Here is a 16,534-nt window from a genome sequence, read left to right on the forward strand (position 1 = left end):
AGGCCCGATCGCTGCCGCCGTTACCTGCCGGCCGCGGACGGCCGAGAGAACGGCGAGACCAGGCTCGACGCGGCGGTCGAACGGCGTTCGCTCAGGACTTGCGAGAGAAACAGCGCTTGCGGGTAAACCGACTTGATGAAGTCGACATACTGCGAGGTCCGCGCGCCGGTGGACAGGCTATCGCTGCCGCCGTTGGTGTCGGCGATGATGGTCCAGATACCGCTATGCAATTGCCACCACGCCGATCCGCTGTCGCCCGACGCGGTCCGGGTCCAGGCGTCGATGCCCTTGGACGGATCCCGGCCGACCGATGTCTTGAACGCTGCGCCGATCCCGTGATCGTTTTCGAAGATCGACGAAATCGTCGCCGCCCCGGCGGCGCGGCGCGGGCCCGACTTCGGGAAATAACCGCCGTTCGAGCCGCCGGTGCCGGTTCCCCAGGAGCCATAACCGGCAAACCAGACTTCCTTGTTCAATTCGCCTTCGTTATCCGACAGGTCGTAAAGAACCGGGCGTGCCACCTTGCTGCCGTTTTGATCGAGAATATCCGCGATCTTGGGCAATTGAATCAATGCAATGTCGGTGGAAGCGCCGCCGAAACCCGGCGTATTGGAAAAACGATATGGCCCGGTGGTATATGAGCCTTGACCCGAAGCGATGGTTCGCTCTTTCCAGTCGGTGAACTTGAAATTGCCCTTGCCCGTTTGCTGGGTCCCCTCGGTGCAATGCGCGGCCGTGAGCAGGAATACCGACTTGCCGTCCGCGGAATCGCCGAGCCAGGTGGCCGTGCAGGCGCCCCCGGGCGTGTCCAGGTGCCCGGCGGAAAGGAACTGCGGCGCATAGCTCTGTACGCGCTGGGGTTCCAGCGCCGTGGCGATGGTGCCCGGAATATCCTTCAGGTTGCCGCCGTTCGCGGTAAATACGTCGTCGCTGATGACAATTGCCTGCGCCTGGGAAAGCGAGAGAAAACCCAGGGTTGCCAGTGTGAGCCTGGAAATATTCACAATAAATTCTCCGAATTGATAATTGCGAAGACTTCGCCAATGGGATTGGCGAGCGCAATCTATCACGGGATATCGTGAATGTAATTCTTCGTAAAAATCGACATCAATTCATTAATTTATTATCGAGCCTTTGATAATTCGATCATTGCGGGGCATCTCAGGCGTGGCCGCCATGCCGGGCCGCCACCGGCCAGACCCCCATCGCCACCTCGATCATCCGCTCCAGCACCTCGCGCCCGGCCCCCGCCTGGGGCAAGCCCAGTACCGCCTGGAACACGCCGAGGAAGTGCCAGGCCAGCGCCTCCACGTCGGCATCGGCCGGCAGTTCGCCGCCGGCCACCGCCTCGTTCAGCAAAGCCACCAGCACCTCGCGCTGCCGCCGCGCGCCGTCGAGCGCGGCTTCCTGCCCGGCCGGCGGCAGGTCCACGCGCTCGGCGCAGCTGCGCGTCAGCAGGCAGCCCGGCGGGCGCTGCGGGGATGCCACCGGCAGCATGCCGCGCAGCAGCGTCTGCAGCTTCTCGCGCGCCGTGCTTCCCTCGGCCGAATTCATGCGGCGCAGCACGCGCTCGGTGTAGGTGGCCAGCGCGACCTGGAACAGGCCGTCCTTGTCGCGAAAGCGCTGGTAGAGACTCGAGCGCGACAGGCCCGTCGCCTCGGTCAGGTCGCTGATCGAGGCCGCCGCGTAACCATGGCGCCAGAACACCTGGATCGCCGCGTCGATGACCACCGCCTCGTCGTATTGGGGCTTGCCGCTCATGAGCTTCTTTTTCGTGATGGGGAAGGCGCCGCTTGGCGCATCCGCTAGATGGATCGATCGTTCCATCATATAGCGAAACGATGACGATCGCCGCGTGCCGCTCAGGCCGCCGACAGCACGCGCACGATCTCCTTCCACAGATGATTGCCGGCGGGCGGCAGCCGCCGGCCCGCTCGTGTGATCACGTAGCGGTCGAAGCCACGCGCGATCGGGTGGTTGAGGGCAATCGCGCGCACTTCGCCGCGCGCGATTTCGCGGCTGGCGGCGCGCCGCGTCATGAAGGCGATGCCGAGCCCCTCGGCGGCCAGCAGCAGGGTGGTGGAGAAACGATCGCAGCGGAACCTGGGCGTCAGCACCAGCCGCTCGGCATCGAGCATCGCGTCGAGATGCTGTTGCACCGCGAACTGCGGCTCCAGGAACACCAGGTCCTGGTCCGCCAGATCGCCGATCGAGATCGTGTTGCGCCGCGCCAGGCGATGCCCGCGCGGCACGATCGCGCACAGCGGATCGCTCTGGATGCGCCGCATCTGCAAGGCCGGATCGCGCTGCAGGCCGACCGCGAGGCAGATGTCGACCTGGTCCTCGCGCACCAGGCGGATCAACTCCGAGAGTGGCGCGCTGCGCAATTCCAGCGTGATGTCGGGGAAGCGCTGGCTGAAGGGCTTGAGCACGCCGCCGACGAATTCGGCCACGAAGCCCTCGGCGATGCCGATCGTCAAGCGCCCGCGCCGCAGCGCGCGATAGTCCTGCAACTGTTGCCGGAAGCGCCGCGCATTGCGTTCGCGCTCGCGATGGTAGTCGACCATCGCCAGGCCGACCTCGGTCAGCGCCACCGAGCGGCCCTTGCGCGATACCAGCGGCAGGCGCAGTTGGCGCTGCAGCAGCGCGATCTGGCGGCTGACCGTGGAGACGTTGACGTCGAGCGAGTCGGCCGCGCCGCGCATGCTGCCGTGGGTGGCGACGGCCTCGAGATAGGCGAGGGTGCGTTCGCTGATGAGCGGATCGTCGTCGAGCAAGGCGGTTCCGTCTGTTGCAGGAAAAGCAACATATTCGCATGTGACGGCACCGCCTTCAAGGCGAGGCCGCGCGCATAATCGCGGCGCGTACCGCCGACAAGGCCATCATTTTCCGCCCGCAAGAGGCCGCTCATGAACCGACTGTTCTCCAGCCTGACCGAACTCGAACCGCTCGACGAGGACATGCGCTACCTGCGCCACGCGCTGCACCGCCAGCCCGAGCTGGCCTTCGCCGAGCAGGAAACGGCGCGCGAGGTGGCCGCGCGCCTGCGTGACTACGGCTACGAGGTGCATACCGGAATCGCCGGCACCGGCGTGGTGGGGGTATTGCGCGCAGGCGGGGGCACGCGCTCGATCGGCCTGCGCGCCGACCTCGATGCCTTGCCGATCACCGAGGAAAACGGCTTCGCGCACGCGAGCTGCGTGCCGGGGCGCATGCACGCCTGCGGCCACGACGGCCATACCGCGATGCTGATGGGCGCGGCCCGGCATCTGGCGCGAACGCGCCGCTTCGACGGCACGCTGAACCTGATCTTCCAGCCGGCCGAGGAACGCGGCTACGACAGCGGCGCGAAGCGCATGGTCGAGGCGGGGCTGTTCGAGCGCTTCCCTTGCGATGCGGTGTTCGGCATGCACAATCACCCGGGCCAGCCGCAAGGCCGGCTGATGTTCCGCGCCGGCGACTTCATGGCGGCCGGCGATCGCGTCTTCATCACCATCGAGGGCGAGGGCGGCCACGCCGCGCGCCCGCACCAGACGCACGATCCGGTGGTGGCCGCCGCCGCCATCGTCACCGCCTTGCAGACGGTGGTGGCGCGCAACGTCGATCCCTCGCGCGCGGCGGTGGTCACGGTGGGCATGCTCAATGGCGGCCACGCGCCGAACGTGATCCCGCATCGCGTGCAGATGAGCCTGAGCGTGCGCTCCTTCGATGCCGACACGCGCGCGCTGCTGCGCCGACGCATCGAGACCCTGGTTTCGATGCAGGCGGCCAGCTTCGATGTGGAGGCGAAGATCGACTATGTCGAGGGCTACCCGGTGGTCCACAACCACGCGGCAGAGACCGCCTTCGCGATCGAGGTGGCGAGGGAGGTGGTGGGCGAGGGGAATGTCGAGGCCAACATGGAGCCGCTGATGGGCAGCGAGGATTTCGCCTACCTGTTGCAGGCCCGGCCCGGCTGCTTCCTGCGCATCGGCAACGGCCCCGCGACGGGCGGCCGTGTGCTGCACAGCCCGACCTACGATTTCAACGACGACAACCTGGTGGTGGGCGCCGCGTACTGGTCGCGGCTGGTCGAGCGCTATCTCGACCCCACGCGCGCCTGAGCCGCGCGTCTCGGCAGGCCCGGTGGCGGCCAGGAGGAACGCGCCGGCGGCTAGGCCGCCAGGTCGGCCGTCACGGCTGACGACACCCAGTCGATGAAGGTGCGCACCGCCGCGTTCACGCGCGCCTGCGGATAGACGATCGAGACCGGCACGCTCGCGCAGCGCAGCTCGGCCAGCACTTCCCTGAGCCGCCCGCTGCGCAGGTAGGCAGCGGCCGCGAAGGCCGAGATCTGGATCAGGCCCAATCCCTCCAGCGCGCATTGCAGATACGCTTCGGTTTCGTTGACGGCATAGCGGCTCGACAGCGTTATCGCGCGCGCCTCGCCGTCCACCCGGAAACGCCAGTCGAGCGGCCGCCCGGTCGCGTTCGACAGGTAGTTGACGATGCGGTGCTCGCCCAGCGCATCGATCGAAGCCGGCTCGCCTTCGCGCTCCAGGTAACGCGGCGAGGCGCAGGTGATCCACGCCAGCTCGCCGAGCCGGCGCGCCACCAGCGAGGAATCGGCCAGTTCGCCGGTACGGATCACGCAATCGATGCCCTCGTGGATCAGGTCGGCCGGCCGGTCGCTCAGGCCCAGCACCAGTTCGATCCCGGGGTAGCGCGCCTCGAACGCCGCCAGCCGCGGCAGCACGCAGGCACGGCCGATCACGCCGGGCAGGTCGACGCGCACGCGCCCGCGCGGCGCGTGCGCCTCGCTCAGCAGGGCGCGCTCGGCGCTGGCGATCTCGCCGAGGATCGCACGGCACGAGGCCAGGTAACGTTCGCCGGCCTCGGTCAGGCTCAGGCTGCGGGTGCTGCGCCTGAGCAGCGGCGTGCCGAGGTAGGCCTCGAGCTGCTTGACCGTGGTGGTGACCGAGGAGCGCGGCAGCGACAGCGTTTCGGCGGCCTTGCTGAAGCTGCGCGCCTCGACGACGCGCACGAAGGTCGTCATCGCGTGAAGTTTGTCCATGGGAGCCGGGCAGACGGGGAGGTTCCGCCACTCTAGCCGAAGATGGCCGCCACGCGAATCGCGCCGCCCCGCGGTTGCTCGCCCACGCGTTCTGTGTTCAAGCCGGCCGAACAATGGCCGGCCCGCCCGCCGCTAAGCTTCGCTCCTGTCCCGACACGGGCTTTGCGAATGGAGAACGAAGATGGCGAATACCGGCAATATCCAGCATGACGAAACGATCCTGGTCCTGGGCGCGGGCGAACTCGGCATGGCCATGCTGCGCGCGCTGGCGCGGCGGGCAGCGGCGAGCGGCGGTGGTACGCGCCTGAGCGTGCTGCTGCGGGCGGCCACCCTGGCCTCGACCGATCCCGCCAAACAGCACGACCTGGCCGAACTGCGCGCGCTCGGCATCGCGATCGTGACCGGCGACCTGGCCAGCCAGTCGCGCGAGCAGCTCGCGGTGCTGTTCCGGCCTTACCACACGGTGGTCTCCTGCACCGGCTTCGTCGGCGGGCCGGGCGTGCAGCGCAAGCTGGCCGGCGCCGCGCTCGATGCCGGCGTGCAGCGCTATTTCCCCTGGCAGTTCGGCGTCGACTACGACGTGATCGGCCGCGGCAGCGCCCAGGACCTGTTCGACGAACAACTGGACGTGCGCGAGATGTTGCGCGCGCAACGAGCCACCGAATGGGTGATCGTCTCGACGGGGATGTTCACGAGCTTCCTGTTCGAGCCCGCGTTCGGCGTGGTCGACCTGGCGACGCACACCGTGCATGCGCTGGGCAGCGAGGACACCGCAGTGACCCTCACCACGGCCGACGACATCGGCGCGCTGACGGCCGAGGTGCTGTTCGCCGAGCCGCGCATCGCCGACCAGGTGGTCCACGTGGCGGGCGACACCGTCACCTATCGCGAGCTGGCCGATGCGCTTGAACGCTGGAGCGGCCGGCGCGTCAGGCGCGAGACCTGGAGCGTGCCCGAGCTGCAGCGGCAACTGGCCGAGGCGCCCGGCGACGCGCTGCGCAAGTATCGCGTGGTATTCGCGCAGGGGCGCGGCGTGGCCTGGGACAAGCGGCAAACCTTCAACGCGGAGCAGGGCATCGCGGTGACGGGGCTGCAGGCCTGGATGAAAGCGCGGCTGCCGAGCCCCGCCGGGATGGCCGGCTGACAGCGCAGCGGGCTCAGTTGTCGGCGCCGCGCCGCCATGCGCCGGGCGTCATGCCGAGCGTCTTTGCGAACACGCGGCTCAGGTGGCTCTGGTCGGCGAAGCCGCACGCCAGCGCGATCTCGGCCAGCGTCATGCGGGTGCCCTCGATCATGCCGCGCGCCTGCGCGGTGCGCTGTTCGAGCAGCCATTGATGCGGCGTGCGGCCGGTGGTGCGGGCGAACGCGCGGATGAAATAGCTGCGCGACAGATTGCATTCGCGCGCGATATCGGCGATCGACGAGCCCGCGTGCGTGCGCAGCAGGAGCAGTTCCTTGGCCAGCGTTTCCTGGCGGGCGCTGAGCCGCCCCTTGGCGGGTTCGCCGCGCTTGCGCAGGCTGCCGTACTGGCGCGCCAGATGCATGCCGATCGCCAGGCTCAACTGCTCGGCGAACAGCGCGTCGGGGCCGTTCGGCGTGTCCAGGCTGGCCGCGAAGGCGGCGCCGAGATGGCTGAGCACCGGGTCCTGCTGCCCGGCGGCGCAGCTCAGGCCGTCGATGGCCGGTGCCTCGTGCTCCTCGGCCAGGCAGGCGAGGTAGCGCGGCGATACCTCGACCAGCAGAAAATCGAATTGGCCATGAAGATCGGCCAGATAATCGTCCGAAAAATCGCGTAGATAAATCGAGTGCTGTTCGAAGTGCCGATCCTCCACTCGAGCACCGCGAAAAATCCTGCGCCGATGGCCCGGTTTCAACGAAATGCCCAACAGGAAACCACGCTCGCAAGCCGGCATCGCGACTCGGTGGAGTTGCGTTTCGTCCATGCATTTGTGATGGATCTCGATGGCCTCGCCGAGCCATTGCCGGTTCTTGCGCAGCTTGCTCGACAGGCAGCCGAGCGTATCACGTGGCGCGGAGGCGGCGCCGTCGGCGGATATCGCATCGGGGGCAAGTGACATCGGGTGATTCCTCGCACGAAAAACACGCCATGCGCGCCGCCCGGGGTGTGTGACGCGAATCGACAAGATATTGAAAGCGCCATTCGAGCGGGCTCGGCGAGCCACGGCGAATCGCAATGGCCATGGACCGGGTTTATACCATCGGGCAAATCACGCTTCAAGCATGGCAAAAACGCATTGGCCGCCGGCCGAAATGAAAATGTCACGCAATGCGCGAATCGCGCCGTGATTGGCGGAACACGCATGGAATCGCGCGTCTTGTCGATTCAGATATGAATGCGGAATGACACTGGCGAGTGGTGTGAATTCGAATCTTCATTCGAATTTTTCCAGCGCCCGGATTTGCCGGATGAAAAATTGAACTCTTTTGTTCAAAAAACGCGGTGGCAGCGAATTGCCGCCCGTGCGACGGCGCATTTTTCTTCAAGACCCGATCGTTACGATTCGCTTACCATCCGCGCTTTCCCCCGTGAGCGTGGGCGGCGCGCCGCCTGCCTCGCGGCTTCATCCCGCGCCTTGCCAGGCGCCACCCGGAGGCGGTCATGATATGCATCGGCGCGCTGCAGGTCGATTTCGAACGGCGTGAGCTCCGGCGGCACGGCGCCTCGCTGCGCGTGAGCGCACGTGCCTTCGACGTGCTCGAGGTGCTGTGGCGCGCCAACGGGGCGATCGTCTCGAAGGACGCGATCCTCGATGCGGTCTGGCCCAGGCAGATCGTCGAGGAAAATCGCCTGCAGGTGCACGTGGCCGCCTTGCGCAAGCTGCTCGGCGCGGATCGCGAACGAATCCGCACCATTACCGGCCGCGGCTACCTGCTGGCGATGGACGCGTCGGCCGTCGATGGCCGGGACGACGCGCGGCAGGCGGGCAGGGCCATCGCGCCCGGCGACGCCTCGCAGGCGGCCGTTCCCCTGATCGGGCGCGACCGGGACCTGACCGAGGTGCTGGCGCGGCTGGGCGAATCGGCCGCGGTCACCCTGGTGGGAGCGGGCGGCATCGGCAAGACCGCACTGGCGCTCGGCATCGCGCGACACCTGCGCGAGCGCGAGGCGCGGCAGGTGGTGTTCGTCGAACTCGCCTCGGCCGATTCGCGCGACGCCGTGCTCGCCACGCTCGCGGTGGCGCTGCGGCTCGCGCCCGAGCCGGTGATGCACGATCCCCTGCAACTGCTCGCGGGCCTGCCCGCCGATGGCGGCCTGCTGGTGCTCGACAATGCCGAGCAGGTGGTCGACGTGGTGGCGCGGCTGGTCGAGATGCTGCTGGCGGTCTCGGCCACGTTGCGAATCCTGGTGACCAGCCGCGAACCGCTGGCGATCCGCGCCGAAGCCGTGCATCGCGTCGAGCCACTCGCGGTGCCGCCGCCCGAGGCGAGCCACCAGGCCTTGAGCACCTATGGCGCGGTGTCGCTGTTCCTGGAGCGCGCGCGGCGCATCGCGCCCGACTGCGCGGGCGACGAGCCCAGCCTGCGCCAGGTGGCCGAGATCTGCCGCCGGCTGGACGGGCTGCCGCTGGCCATCGAGCTGGCGGCCGCGCGCGTCGCCACACTCGGCGTGGCGGGCGTGGCCCTGCGTCTCGACGATCGTCTCGACCTGCTCGGCGGCGGTCTGCGGCTCGCGCTGCCGCGCCACCAGACGCTGCGCGCGACCTTCGACTGGAGCTACGCGCTGCTCGATCCCGCCGCGCGCGCCTTGTTCCGCAGCCTGGCCTTCTTCGTGGGCCATTTCAGCTTCGACGCGGTGTGCGCGGTAGCGGCCGAGCCGGGCGTGCCGGTGGCCAGCGCGATCGACTCGCTGGCGGAGTTGAGCACCAAGTCGCTGCTCTCGGTCGATTTCCACGGCGCGATCGCGTTCTATCGGTTATCCGAATCGACGCGCGCCTACGCGATGGAAAAACTGCGCGACGAAGGCGAGGTGCAACGCGTCGCGCGTCGGCATCTGCGCTACCTGCAACGCCATATCGACGAACGCGATGCGCTGGCGCCGTGCCTGCACGCCGCCCGGCCGGCGGCGCCGCTCGAGGCAGCGCGCAGCGTCTGGGAATGGGCCTTTTCCGCCGAAGGCGATCCGGCGCTGGGCGTGTTGCTGACCGGCTCGCTGGTGGGCACGCTCTGCGATGCCTCGCTGGTCGCCGAGTGCCGCGAACGCGCCGGCCGCGCCCTCGCCAGCCTCGACGCGCTGCCCGAGGGCAGTGTCGATCCGGCCTGCGAGATGCGCGTGTGCTCGGCCTACGCGGCCACGCTCCTGCTGACGGGCGGCGAGTCCAGGCAGGCCGCCGCCCTGTGGCGCCGTGTGCTGGTGCGTGCCGAGGCTTGCGCCGACGAGGGTTTCGCCACGCGTGCGTTGTGGGGGATGTGGAATGCCGCGATGGCGACCGGCGAGATCCATGCAGCGCTGCGCTTCGCCACGCGCTTCGAGTCGCGCGCGCAGGCCAGCGGCTCGCGCTGGCAGGCCTTGTGCGCGAGCACCACGCTGGCCGCGTCGCTGCATTGCTTCGGCGAGCACCAGCAGGCGCGCGAGCGGCTCGAGCGCACGCTGGCGGCGCTCGACGCGCTGGGCCCGCTGGAGCGAACGTCGGCCGACCTCGCGGTCGATCCCCGCATCTTCGGCACCGGCACGCTGGCGCGGATCGCCTGGATGCAAGGCGAGACCGCGCTGGCCTGGCGGCTGGCCGAACGCGCGCTGCACCACGTTCGGGCCGATCTGCCCGAGCCTTCGCTGTGTCATCTGCTGGCGGCGGTGGTGGTGCCGCTCGCGCTGGCCTGCGGCGAGACCGCAGCGGCCTCGCGCCATCTAGCGCTGCTGCGCTCGCAGGCGGCCCTGAATCGTTTCGACGGCTGGCGCGATTACGGCGAATGCCTGGCCGGCCAGCTCGAGATCCAGACCGGCCACCCGCAATCGGGCCTGGCTCGACTGGAGACGGGACTCGCGCAACTGGCCGCGCGCGGCCTGAGGCGCATGATCGCGCCACTGGTGACGGTCTGCGCCGAGGCGCTGGCCAATGCCTCGCGCTTCGACGTGGCGCGCGGCTGGCTCGATCAGGCCAGCCGCCATGGCGAACTGCATGGCGATCATGCTTTCGCGGCCGAACTGCTGCGCGTGCGCGGCGTGATGGAGCTGGGGCACGCACGCCGTTACCGCGTATCGACCGGCATCGAGACCGGCCGGCGCTATCTGCGCGAGGCGCTCGCGCTGGCGCGCGAGCAGGGCGCGCCCTTGTTCGAGCTGCGCGCCGCGCTCGACCTGGCCGAATCGTTGCGCCTGGGCGGCGCCGCCGACCAGGCGCGCGCGCTGCTGCTGCCGTTCCGGGCGCTGCTCGCGCGCACCGGCATGTCGGTGCACGTGCCGGAGGCGCGCCGCTTCGCGGCCCTGCTCGACACGCTGTGCCACCGCGAACCGCTGAACGCGGCGCCGACCGTTTCCTGAACGCGACCGGGCGTGTGTCCTTGCCACGCGCAAGGACACACGCGTGAAGCCGGCGCCGCGACGGTGCCCGAGGGCCGGCCCTGGTCGAACCGGCCCTCGCCGGCGCTATTTGACGACGCGCTTGGCAACCACCACGCCGATCACGAGGAACACGATGCACAGCACCAGGAACAGGCCGAACAGAAACTTGGCGATCGCGGCCGAGCCGGCGGCGATACCCGTGAATCCGAACAGCCCCGCGACGATCGCGATCACCGCGAAAATCAGTGCCCATTTCAGCATGTCGATCAACTCCCTATAGTTGGTTTGTGCGGATGCGGCAAGCGGCGCCAGGCCGGCCCCGCATCGTGCTCTCTCTTGGCCGGGGCGAGGCCGGCGGCCATCTCATGCAATTGACGGGCCAGCTCGCGCGGATCGGCTCGCAAGCCCGCTGCCGAACCCGTGCCGAGCATGCCGCGAGGCGCGCCTCGACGATGGCCGGCGTCGGCATCGTCCGCCCCGGGCCGGGGCGATGTCGGTAAATATTGCAAACGCCCGCGGCGTGGATTGCAGGAATGGCCACACCGGCCCGCGCCATGCGCCGTTCAGATCTTTTCAGGTTTGCCACAGGACTTCCGGTTTTCGCCCCGATAGGCTGCGATCGCGCCTCGGACGGCTTGCGATCGACATCGCCGAGCCGGCCCGGGGCGATCCACCGCCAACCCCACGCGCTCGACGCGGCGAACCGAGGCTGATGTCGCCATCGATCCGCATCCGATACGCGCGAGCCATCGAAGGAGAAAACATGAGTCATCAGCACCGCATCCTCACGAGCCGCTCGGCTCAACGCCGCCGCCTGCTGTCGGCCGGCGCCGGCATGGCGGGCGCCGTGGCGGCGATGTCGGGCCTGTCGGCACCGGCCGCCGCCGCGAACGCGCATGCGCCGGGGCATGCCAGGGCCCATGCCGACGGCGGCGGCGGCGGCTTCGTGCTCGCCCGGGACGGCACGCCGATCTACTACAAGGACTGGGGCAGCGGCACGCCAGTGGTGTTCTCGCACGGCTGGCCGCTGTCGGCCGATGCCTGGGATGCCCAGATGCTGTTCCTGGTGAACCGCGGCTACCGCGTGATCGCGCACGACCGGCGCGGGCACGGCCGGTCGGGCCAGCCGTCCTCGGGCAACGACATGGACACCTACGCCGACGACCTGTCCGCGGTGCTCGAGGCACTCGACGTGATGGGCGCGATGCTGGTGGGGCATTCGACCGGCGGCGGGGAAGTGGCCCACTACATCGGCCGGCACGGCGAGGCGCGCGTCGCCAAGGCGGTGCTGATCGGCGCGGTGCCGCCGCTGATGCTGCGCACGGCAACCAACCCGGGTGGCCTGCCGATCTCGGTGTTCGACGGCATTCGCGACGGCGTGGCCGCGAACCGTTCGCAGTTCTACCTGGATCTGGCCACGCCGTTCTACGGCTTCAACCGGCCCCAGGCGAAGGTCTCGCCGGGCCTGGTCCAGGACTTCTGGCGCCAGGGCATGGCCGGCTCGATCAAAGGCCAGTACGAGTGCATCAGGCAGTTCTCCGAGGTCGACTACAGCGAGGACCTGAAGCGGATCGGCGTGCCCACCCTGATCCTGCATGGCGACGACGACCAGATCGTGCCGATCGACGACTCGGCGCGCCTGTCGGCGAAGCTGGTGCGCAATGCCACGCTGAAGATCCATGCCGGTGCGCCGCACGGCATGTGCAGCACGCACGCGGAGCAGGTCAACGCGGACCTGCTGGCCTTCCTGCAGTCCTGATCGCGGGTGGCTCGCGCGGCGGCAACGACGCCGCGCGCCCGATTTCCCGCTGCGCTCGCCCGGCCCACGCGCCGGGCTTTTTTTCGCGCCTGCCGCGGCGGCCGCCGGCCCCGTCGCGCGCAACCGGTTCCGCCGGCTTCAGCTCGCTTCAGATCGCTTCAGATGATCGACAGGACTTTCAGGTCCGCGCTCCGTAATCTGCGGTCCAGTCGCGAAGCCGGCGCCCTCGAGGCGGAGCCGGCTTTGCCCGACCCGATCCTCGCCACCTTTATGGAGTCCCAGATGGCCTATGAACTGCTGACCCCCGACAACTGCGCGCTCGCGCTGATCGACCACCAGCCGCAGATGTTCTTCGGCACGCACTCGCACGAGCGCACCACGGTGCTGCACAACGTCCAGATCCTGGCCAAGGCCGCCAAGCTGTTCAAGGTGCCCACCGTGCTGACCACCATCGCTTCCGAGACCTTCAGCGGCCACCTGCTGCCGGAGGTGCAGTCGGTGTTTCCCGATCAGAAGCCGATCGACCGCACCTCGATGAACTCCTGGGAAGACGCGGGCTTTCGCGCGGCGATCAAGGCCACCGGGCGCAAGAAGATCGTGATCGCGGGCCTCTGGACCGAGGTCTGCGTGGCATTCCCGAGCGTGCAGATGCTGGCCGAGGGCTTCGAGATCTACGTGCCGAGCGACGCCTGCGGCGACGTCACGGAGGAGGCGCACGAGCGCGCGGTGCAGCGCGTGATCCAGGCCGGCGCGGTGCCCACCAGCTCGCTGCAGTTCATGTGCGAGCTGCAGCGCGACTGGGCGCGCGGCGAGACCTACGACGGCTGCATGGAGATCTTCAAGGCGCACAGCGCCTACGGGATCGGCGTGCGCTACGCCAAGCAGATCCTCGGCGAGCACGCCAGCGAGGCGGGCTGATCCCCGCCGGCGTGCGCCGCCGACGCGCACGCCCCAGGGCGGCGCGGCACGCCTGGATGCGTGCCGCGCCGCCGCCTTCGATTCCGGCATCGACCCGCGGCAGGGCCCGCGCGTCGGCCACCACGTCCAGCACACAGGAGAGAGCGACGATGGGCGCACCCGACCAACCGGCACGCATCGCCGACCTGGTGATCTTCAACGGCAAGATCGCCACCCAGGACGAGCGCCGCTCGTTCGTCACGGCGCTGGCCTCGGCCGGCGGCAAGATCGTCGCGACCGGCAACGATCGCGAGGTGATGCAATGGGCGCGCGACGACGCGCGACGCATCGACCTGCGGGGCCGTACCGTGATCCCCGGCCTGAACGACTCGCATCTGCACGTGATCCGCGGCGGCCTGAACTTCAACATGGAGCTGCGCTGGGACGGCGTGCCCTCGCTGCACGACGCGCTGGCGATGCTGCGCGCGCAGGTGGCGCGCACCCCGGCGCCGCAATGGGTGCGCGTGGTGGGCGGCTGGAACGAATTCCAGTTCGTGGAAAAGCGCGGCCCGACGCTCGACGAACTCAATGCGATCGCCCCCGACACGCCGGTCTTCATCCTGCATCTCTACGACAGCGCGCTGCTCAACGCGGCCGCGCTGCGCGCGGTCGGCTACGACCGCGACACGCCGAATCCGCCGGGCGGCGAGATCCAGCGCGACCGGCGCGGCAATCCCACCGGCATGCTGATCGCCCGGCCCAACGCGGGCCTGCTCTACGCGACGCTGGCCAAGGGCCCGAAGCTGGCCGTCGAGGACCAGATGAACTCCACGCGGCAATTCATGCGGGAGCTGAACCGGCTCGGCGTGACCAGCGCGATCGACGCGGGCGGCGGCTACCAGGCCTATCCCGACGACTACGCCGTGATCATGGAATTGGCCAGGCGCGACCAACTGAGCCTGCGCATCGCCTACAACCTGTTCACGCAGAACGCGCGGCGCGAGATCGAGGACTTCGCGAAGTGGGTAAAGGCCACGCGGCCCGGCGACGGCGACGACTTCCTCAAGGTCAACGGCGCGGGCGAGATGCTGGTGTTCTCGGCGGCCGACTTCGAGGACTTTCTCGAACCGCGCCCGGACCTGCCCGAGCAGATGGAACAGGAGCTGGAAGCGGTGGTGCGCCTGCTGGTCGCCAATCGCTGGCCGTTCCGCCTGCACGCGACCTACGACGAATCGATCTCGCGCTTCCTGGACGTGTTCGAGCGCGTGAACGCCGATATCCCGTTCGCCGGCCTGCGCTGGTTCTTCGACCACTGCGAGACGATCTCGGAACGCAATATCGAGCGGATCGCCGCGCTCGGCGGCGGGATCGCGGTGCAGCACCGGATGGCCTACCAGGGCGAGTACTTCATCGCGCGCTACGGCGCCGACGCCGCCGCGCAGACCCCGCCGGTGCGCAAGATGCTCGAGGCCGGGCTGCCGGTGGGTGCCGGCACCGACGCCACCCGCGTGGCCAGCTACAACCCCTTTGTCTCGCTCTATTGGCTGGTATCGGGCCGCACCGTCGGCGGCACGCCGATGTACGCGGCGCGCGACCGGCTGGAGCGGATGGAGGCGTTGCGCCGCTACACGGTCGGCAGCGCCTGGTTCTCGAACGACGAGACCAGGAAGGGCGCGCTGGTGCCCGGCCAGTACGCGGATTTCGCCGTGCTCAGCGACGACTTCTTCAGCATCGACGAAGCAGCGATTCGTCATCTGGTGTCGGTGCTGACGGTGGTGAACGGCAGGGTGGTGTACGCCGACCAGGAATTCGAGTGCTTCGGGCCGCCCGCGCTGCCGGTCAGCCCGAGCTGGTCGCCGGTAGCCGAGTTCGGCGGCTATGCGCGCTATCGCCCGGTGGCCTCGCTGGAACGCGCCTGCGCCCAGGGCTGCGCGAACCTCTGCGGCGTGCATCGCCACGCGCATGGGCGGGCCTGGGGCGGCCAGGTGCCGGCCGGCGACGCGAACGCGTTCTGGGGCGCGCTCGGCTGCAGTTGCTTCGCATTCTGAGGCGCCGCGCATGAGATCGAACGAGACAGGCCCGGGTTCGGGCAGCACCGCCGACGCGGCGCTGCTGTTCCTGCGTGTCGCCGCCAGCCTGCTGGTCTTGGCGGTCCACGGCTTGCCGAAGCTGCTGCACGTGCGTGCGCAGCTCGCCGCGATCGAGGATCCGCTGCACCTGGGCGCGCCGCTCACGCTCGGTTTCGCGATCTTCGCCGAGGTGCTCTGCCCCTTGCTGATGATCGCCGGCATCGCCACGCGGCTCGCCGCGCTGCCGATCCTGGCCGTCACCGTGGTCGCCTTGACGCTGGTGCATCCGGACTGGTCGCTGGAACAGGGGCAGTTCGCCTGGATGCTGCTGATCCTGTTCGGCACGGTCGCGATCGGCGGGGCGGGGCGTCATCGCCTGCGATGGCCGGCGATCGAACGCGGCCGGCCTTGACGGCCGCACATGCCGCGGGCCGCGCCGCAAGAGCGCTGGCGGTCAGCCGCGACGGCGCACGCGCGGCGCGCGCGATCACGAACCACACAGGGCGAGAGCCGGGAGGGCGGCATGCAGGCGTCATTGGCTGGCGTGGGCGGCGAGGTGGCGGGGGTAAGGATTCCAGCCACGCCGCTGGCCCTGGCCGCCCTCGAGAGCGCCGGCGCGGCGCTGCCGGCGGTGCTGCTCGGGCATGCGCGCCGGGTCTTCGTGTTGGCGGCACTGAGCGCGCGGCGCGGCGGGCTGGCCTGCGATGCGGGCGCGCTGTTCGTGGGCTCGCTGTACGCCAACATGGGCTTGAGCGCGGCCTACGCCCGTTCCGCCGAGCGCTACGAGCTCGACAGCGCCGACGCCGCGCGTGGCCTGCTGCGACGCCACGGCGCCAGCGAGCGCGAGCAGAGCGAGCTCTGGCTGGCGATCGCGCTGCATACCACTTCGGGAATTCCGGCGCGCATCTCGCCGCTGGCGGGCGTGCTCGCGCAGGCGGTGCGCACCGACCTGACCGGTGCCCACTACCACGCCTACACCCGTGGCGAGCGGGCGGGCGTGCTGGCCGCCTATCCGCGCGGCGCGCGGTTCGGCGAAGCGGTGATCGACGCGATCGGCCGCGGCCTCGCGCATCGGCCGGGCAGCACCGCGGGCACGGCCGGTGCCGACGTGCTCGATCGTATCGATCCGGATTACCGCCGCATGAATTTCTGCGGCCAGATTCTGGGCTCGCCATGGCGCGATTAGCGCGGTTGGCGAGGCCGGCGCGGCAGGCAATCAGGCAAACCAGGCCCGG

General features: G+C 69.3%; 14 protein-coding genes. 8 read left to right on the forward strand and 6 right to left on the reverse strand.

Annotated elements, in window-relative coordinates; translation table 11 throughout:
• Window positions 1–20: 20 nt before the first annotated feature.
• From FB600_RS10820 to FB600_RS10830, 3 genes are all read right to left on the reverse strand, one after another.
• Complete coding sequence (locus FB600_RS10820; RefSeq protein ID WP_145756829.1) at window positions 21–1,004, reverse strand: hypothetical protein; 984 nt, start codon at window positions 1,002–1,004, stop codon at window positions 21–23.
• Between the two features lie 157 nt (window positions 1,005–1,161).
• Window positions 1,162–1,761, reverse strand: a complete 600-nt coding sequence (locus FB600_RS10825; protein ID WP_096748877.1) for a TetR/AcrR family transcriptional regulator — start codon at window positions 1,759–1,761, stop codon at window positions 1,162–1,164.
• Between the two features lie 101 nt (window positions 1,762–1,862).
• Window positions 1,863–2,777, reverse strand: a complete 915-nt coding sequence (locus FB600_RS10830; protein WP_145756828.1) for a LysR family transcriptional regulator — start codon at window positions 2,775–2,777, stop codon at window positions 1,863–1,865.
• Between the two features lie 132 nt (window positions 2,778–2,909).
• Between FB600_RS10830 and FB600_RS10835 the strand changes: the two genes are divergently transcribed.
• The gene (locus tag FB600_RS10835; protein ID WP_145756827.1) at window positions 2,910–4,103 is read left to right on the forward strand and encodes a M20 aminoacylase family protein; all 1,194 of its coding nucleotides are present in this window, start codon (window positions 2,910–2,912) and stop codon (window positions 4,101–4,103) included.
• A gap of 50 nt (window positions 4,104–4,153) precedes the next feature.
• Here the strand turns inward: FB600_RS10835 and FB600_RS10840 are convergent, their stop codons facing one another.
• Window positions 4,154–5,053, reverse strand: coding sequence for a LysR family transcriptional regulator (locus FB600_RS10840; protein ID WP_145756826.1), 900 nt, complete (start codon window positions 5,051–5,053; stop codon window positions 4,154–4,156).
• A 181-nt stretch (window positions 5,054–5,234) separates the two neighbouring features.
• On the opposite strand from FB600_RS10840, the gene FB600_RS10845 reads away from it, so the two are divergent.
• On the forward strand, window positions 5,235–6,197 hold the full coding sequence (locus FB600_RS10845; RefSeq protein WP_096748874.1) for an aromatic alcohol reductase: 963 nt from the start codon (window positions 5,235–5,237) through the stop codon (window positions 6,195–6,197).
• Between the two features lie 13 nt (window positions 6,198–6,210).
• Here FB600_RS10845 and FB600_RS10850 read toward each other — a convergent pair whose 3' ends face one another.
• Window positions 6,211–7,131, reverse strand: coding sequence for a helix-turn-helix domain-containing protein (locus FB600_RS10850; RefSeq protein ID WP_098154024.1), 921 nt, complete (start codon window positions 7,129–7,131; stop codon window positions 6,211–6,213).
• Window positions 7,132–7,673: 542 nt separating this feature from the next.
• On the opposite strand from FB600_RS10850, the gene FB600_RS10855 reads away from it, so the two are divergent.
• On the forward strand, window positions 7,674–10,553 hold the full coding sequence (locus FB600_RS10855) for an ATP-binding protein (protein ID WP_098154023.1): 2,880 nt from the start codon (window positions 7,674–7,676) through the stop codon (window positions 10,551–10,553).
• Between the two features lie 105 nt (window positions 10,554–10,658).
• Here the strand turns inward: FB600_RS10855 and FB600_RS10860 are convergent, their stop codons facing one another.
• Window positions 10,659–10,835: a DUF1328 domain-containing protein gene (locus FB600_RS10860; protein ID WP_013698042.1), complete on the reverse strand. Its 177-nt coding sequence runs from the start codon at window positions 10,833–10,835 to the stop codon at window positions 10,659–10,661.
• Window positions 10,836–11,337: 502 nt separating this feature from the next.
• Here FB600_RS10860 and FB600_RS10865 point away from each other — a divergent pair.
• From FB600_RS10865 to FB600_RS10885, 5 genes are all read left to right on the forward strand, one after another.
• The gene (locus tag FB600_RS10865; RefSeq protein WP_105821062.1) at window positions 11,338–12,333 is read left to right on the forward strand and encodes an alpha/beta fold hydrolase; all 996 of its coding nucleotides are present in this window, start codon (window positions 11,338–11,340) and stop codon (window positions 12,331–12,333) included.
• 282 nt (window positions 12,334–12,615) lie between these two features.
• The gene (locus FB600_RS10870) at window positions 12,616–13,251 is read left to right on the forward strand and encodes a hydrolase (RefSeq protein WP_098154021.1); all 636 of its coding nucleotides are present in this window, start codon (window positions 12,616–12,618) and stop codon (window positions 13,249–13,251) included.
• Window positions 13,252–13,400: 149 nt separating this feature from the next.
• Complete coding sequence (locus FB600_RS10875) at window positions 13,401–15,278, forward strand: amidohydrolase (protein ID WP_098154020.1); 1,878 nt, start codon at window positions 13,401–13,403, stop codon at window positions 15,276–15,278.
• Window positions 15,279–15,288: 10 nt separating this feature from the next.
• Window positions 15,289–15,711, forward strand: coding sequence for a DoxX family protein (locus FB600_RS10880; protein ID WP_047837551.1), 423 nt, complete (start codon window positions 15,289–15,291; stop codon window positions 15,709–15,711).
• 111 nt (window positions 15,712–15,822) lie between these two features.
• On the forward strand, window positions 15,823–16,485 hold the full coding sequence (locus tag FB600_RS10885) for a phosphohydrolase (protein WP_013698047.1): 663 nt from the start codon (window positions 15,823–15,825) through the stop codon (window positions 16,483–16,485).
• Window positions 16,486–16,534: the final 49 nt, after the last annotated feature.

The organism is Burkholderia sp. SJZ089, from assembly GCF_007828315.1.
In the GTDB taxonomy this organism is placed as follows: Bacteria; Pseudomonadota; Gammaproteobacteria; order Burkholderiales; family Burkholderiaceae; genus Burkholderia; species Burkholderia gladioli.

What these genes read in the sequence shown, in the direction of transcription:
- FB600_RS10825 (WP_096748877.1), bottom strand. Translation starts at nt 1,761, where the DNA reads ATGAGCGGCAAGCCCCAATACGACGAGGCGGTGGTCATCGACGCGGCG.
- FB600_RS10835 (WP_145756827.1), top strand. Translation starts at nt 2,910, where the DNA reads ATGAACCGACTGTTCTCCAGCCTGACCGAACTCGAACCGCTCGACGAG.
- FB600_RS10840 (WP_145756826.1), bottom strand. Translation starts at nt 5,053, where the DNA reads ATGGACAAACTTCACGCGATGACGACCTTCGTGCGCGTCGTCGAGGCG.
- FB600_RS10845 (WP_096748874.1), top strand. Translation starts at nt 5,235, where the DNA reads ATGGCGAATACCGGCAATATCCAGCATGACGAAACGATCCTGGTCCTG.
- FB600_RS10850 (WP_098154024.1), bottom strand. Translation starts at nt 7,131, where the DNA reads ATGTCACTTGCCCCCGATGCGATATCCGCCGACGGCGCCGCCTCCGCG.
- FB600_RS10855 (WP_098154023.1), top strand. Translation starts at nt 7,674, where the DNA reads ATGATATGCATCGGCGCGCTGCAGGTCGATTTCGAACGGCGTGAGCTC.
- FB600_RS10860 (WP_013698042.1), bottom strand. Translation starts at nt 10,835, where the DNA reads ATGCTGAAATGGGCACTGATTTTCGCGGTGATCGCGATCGTCGCGGGG.
- FB600_RS10865 (WP_105821062.1), top strand. Translation starts at nt 11,338, where the DNA reads ATGAGTCATCAGCACCGCATCCTCACGAGCCGCTCGGCTCAACGCCGC.
- FB600_RS10870 (WP_098154021.1), top strand. Translation starts at nt 12,616, where the DNA reads ATGGCCTATGAACTGCTGACCCCCGACAACTGCGCGCTCGCGCTGATC.
- FB600_RS10875 (WP_098154020.1), top strand. Translation starts at nt 13,401, where the DNA reads ATGGGCGCACCCGACCAACCGGCACGCATCGCCGACCTGGTGATCTTC.
- FB600_RS10880 (WP_047837551.1), top strand. Translation starts at nt 15,289, where the DNA reads ATGAGATCGAACGAGACAGGCCCGGGTTCGGGCAGCACCGCCGACGCG.
- FB600_RS10885 (WP_013698047.1), top strand. Translation starts at nt 15,823, where the DNA reads ATGCAGGCGTCATTGGCTGGCGTGGGCGGCGAGGTGGCGGGGGTAAGG.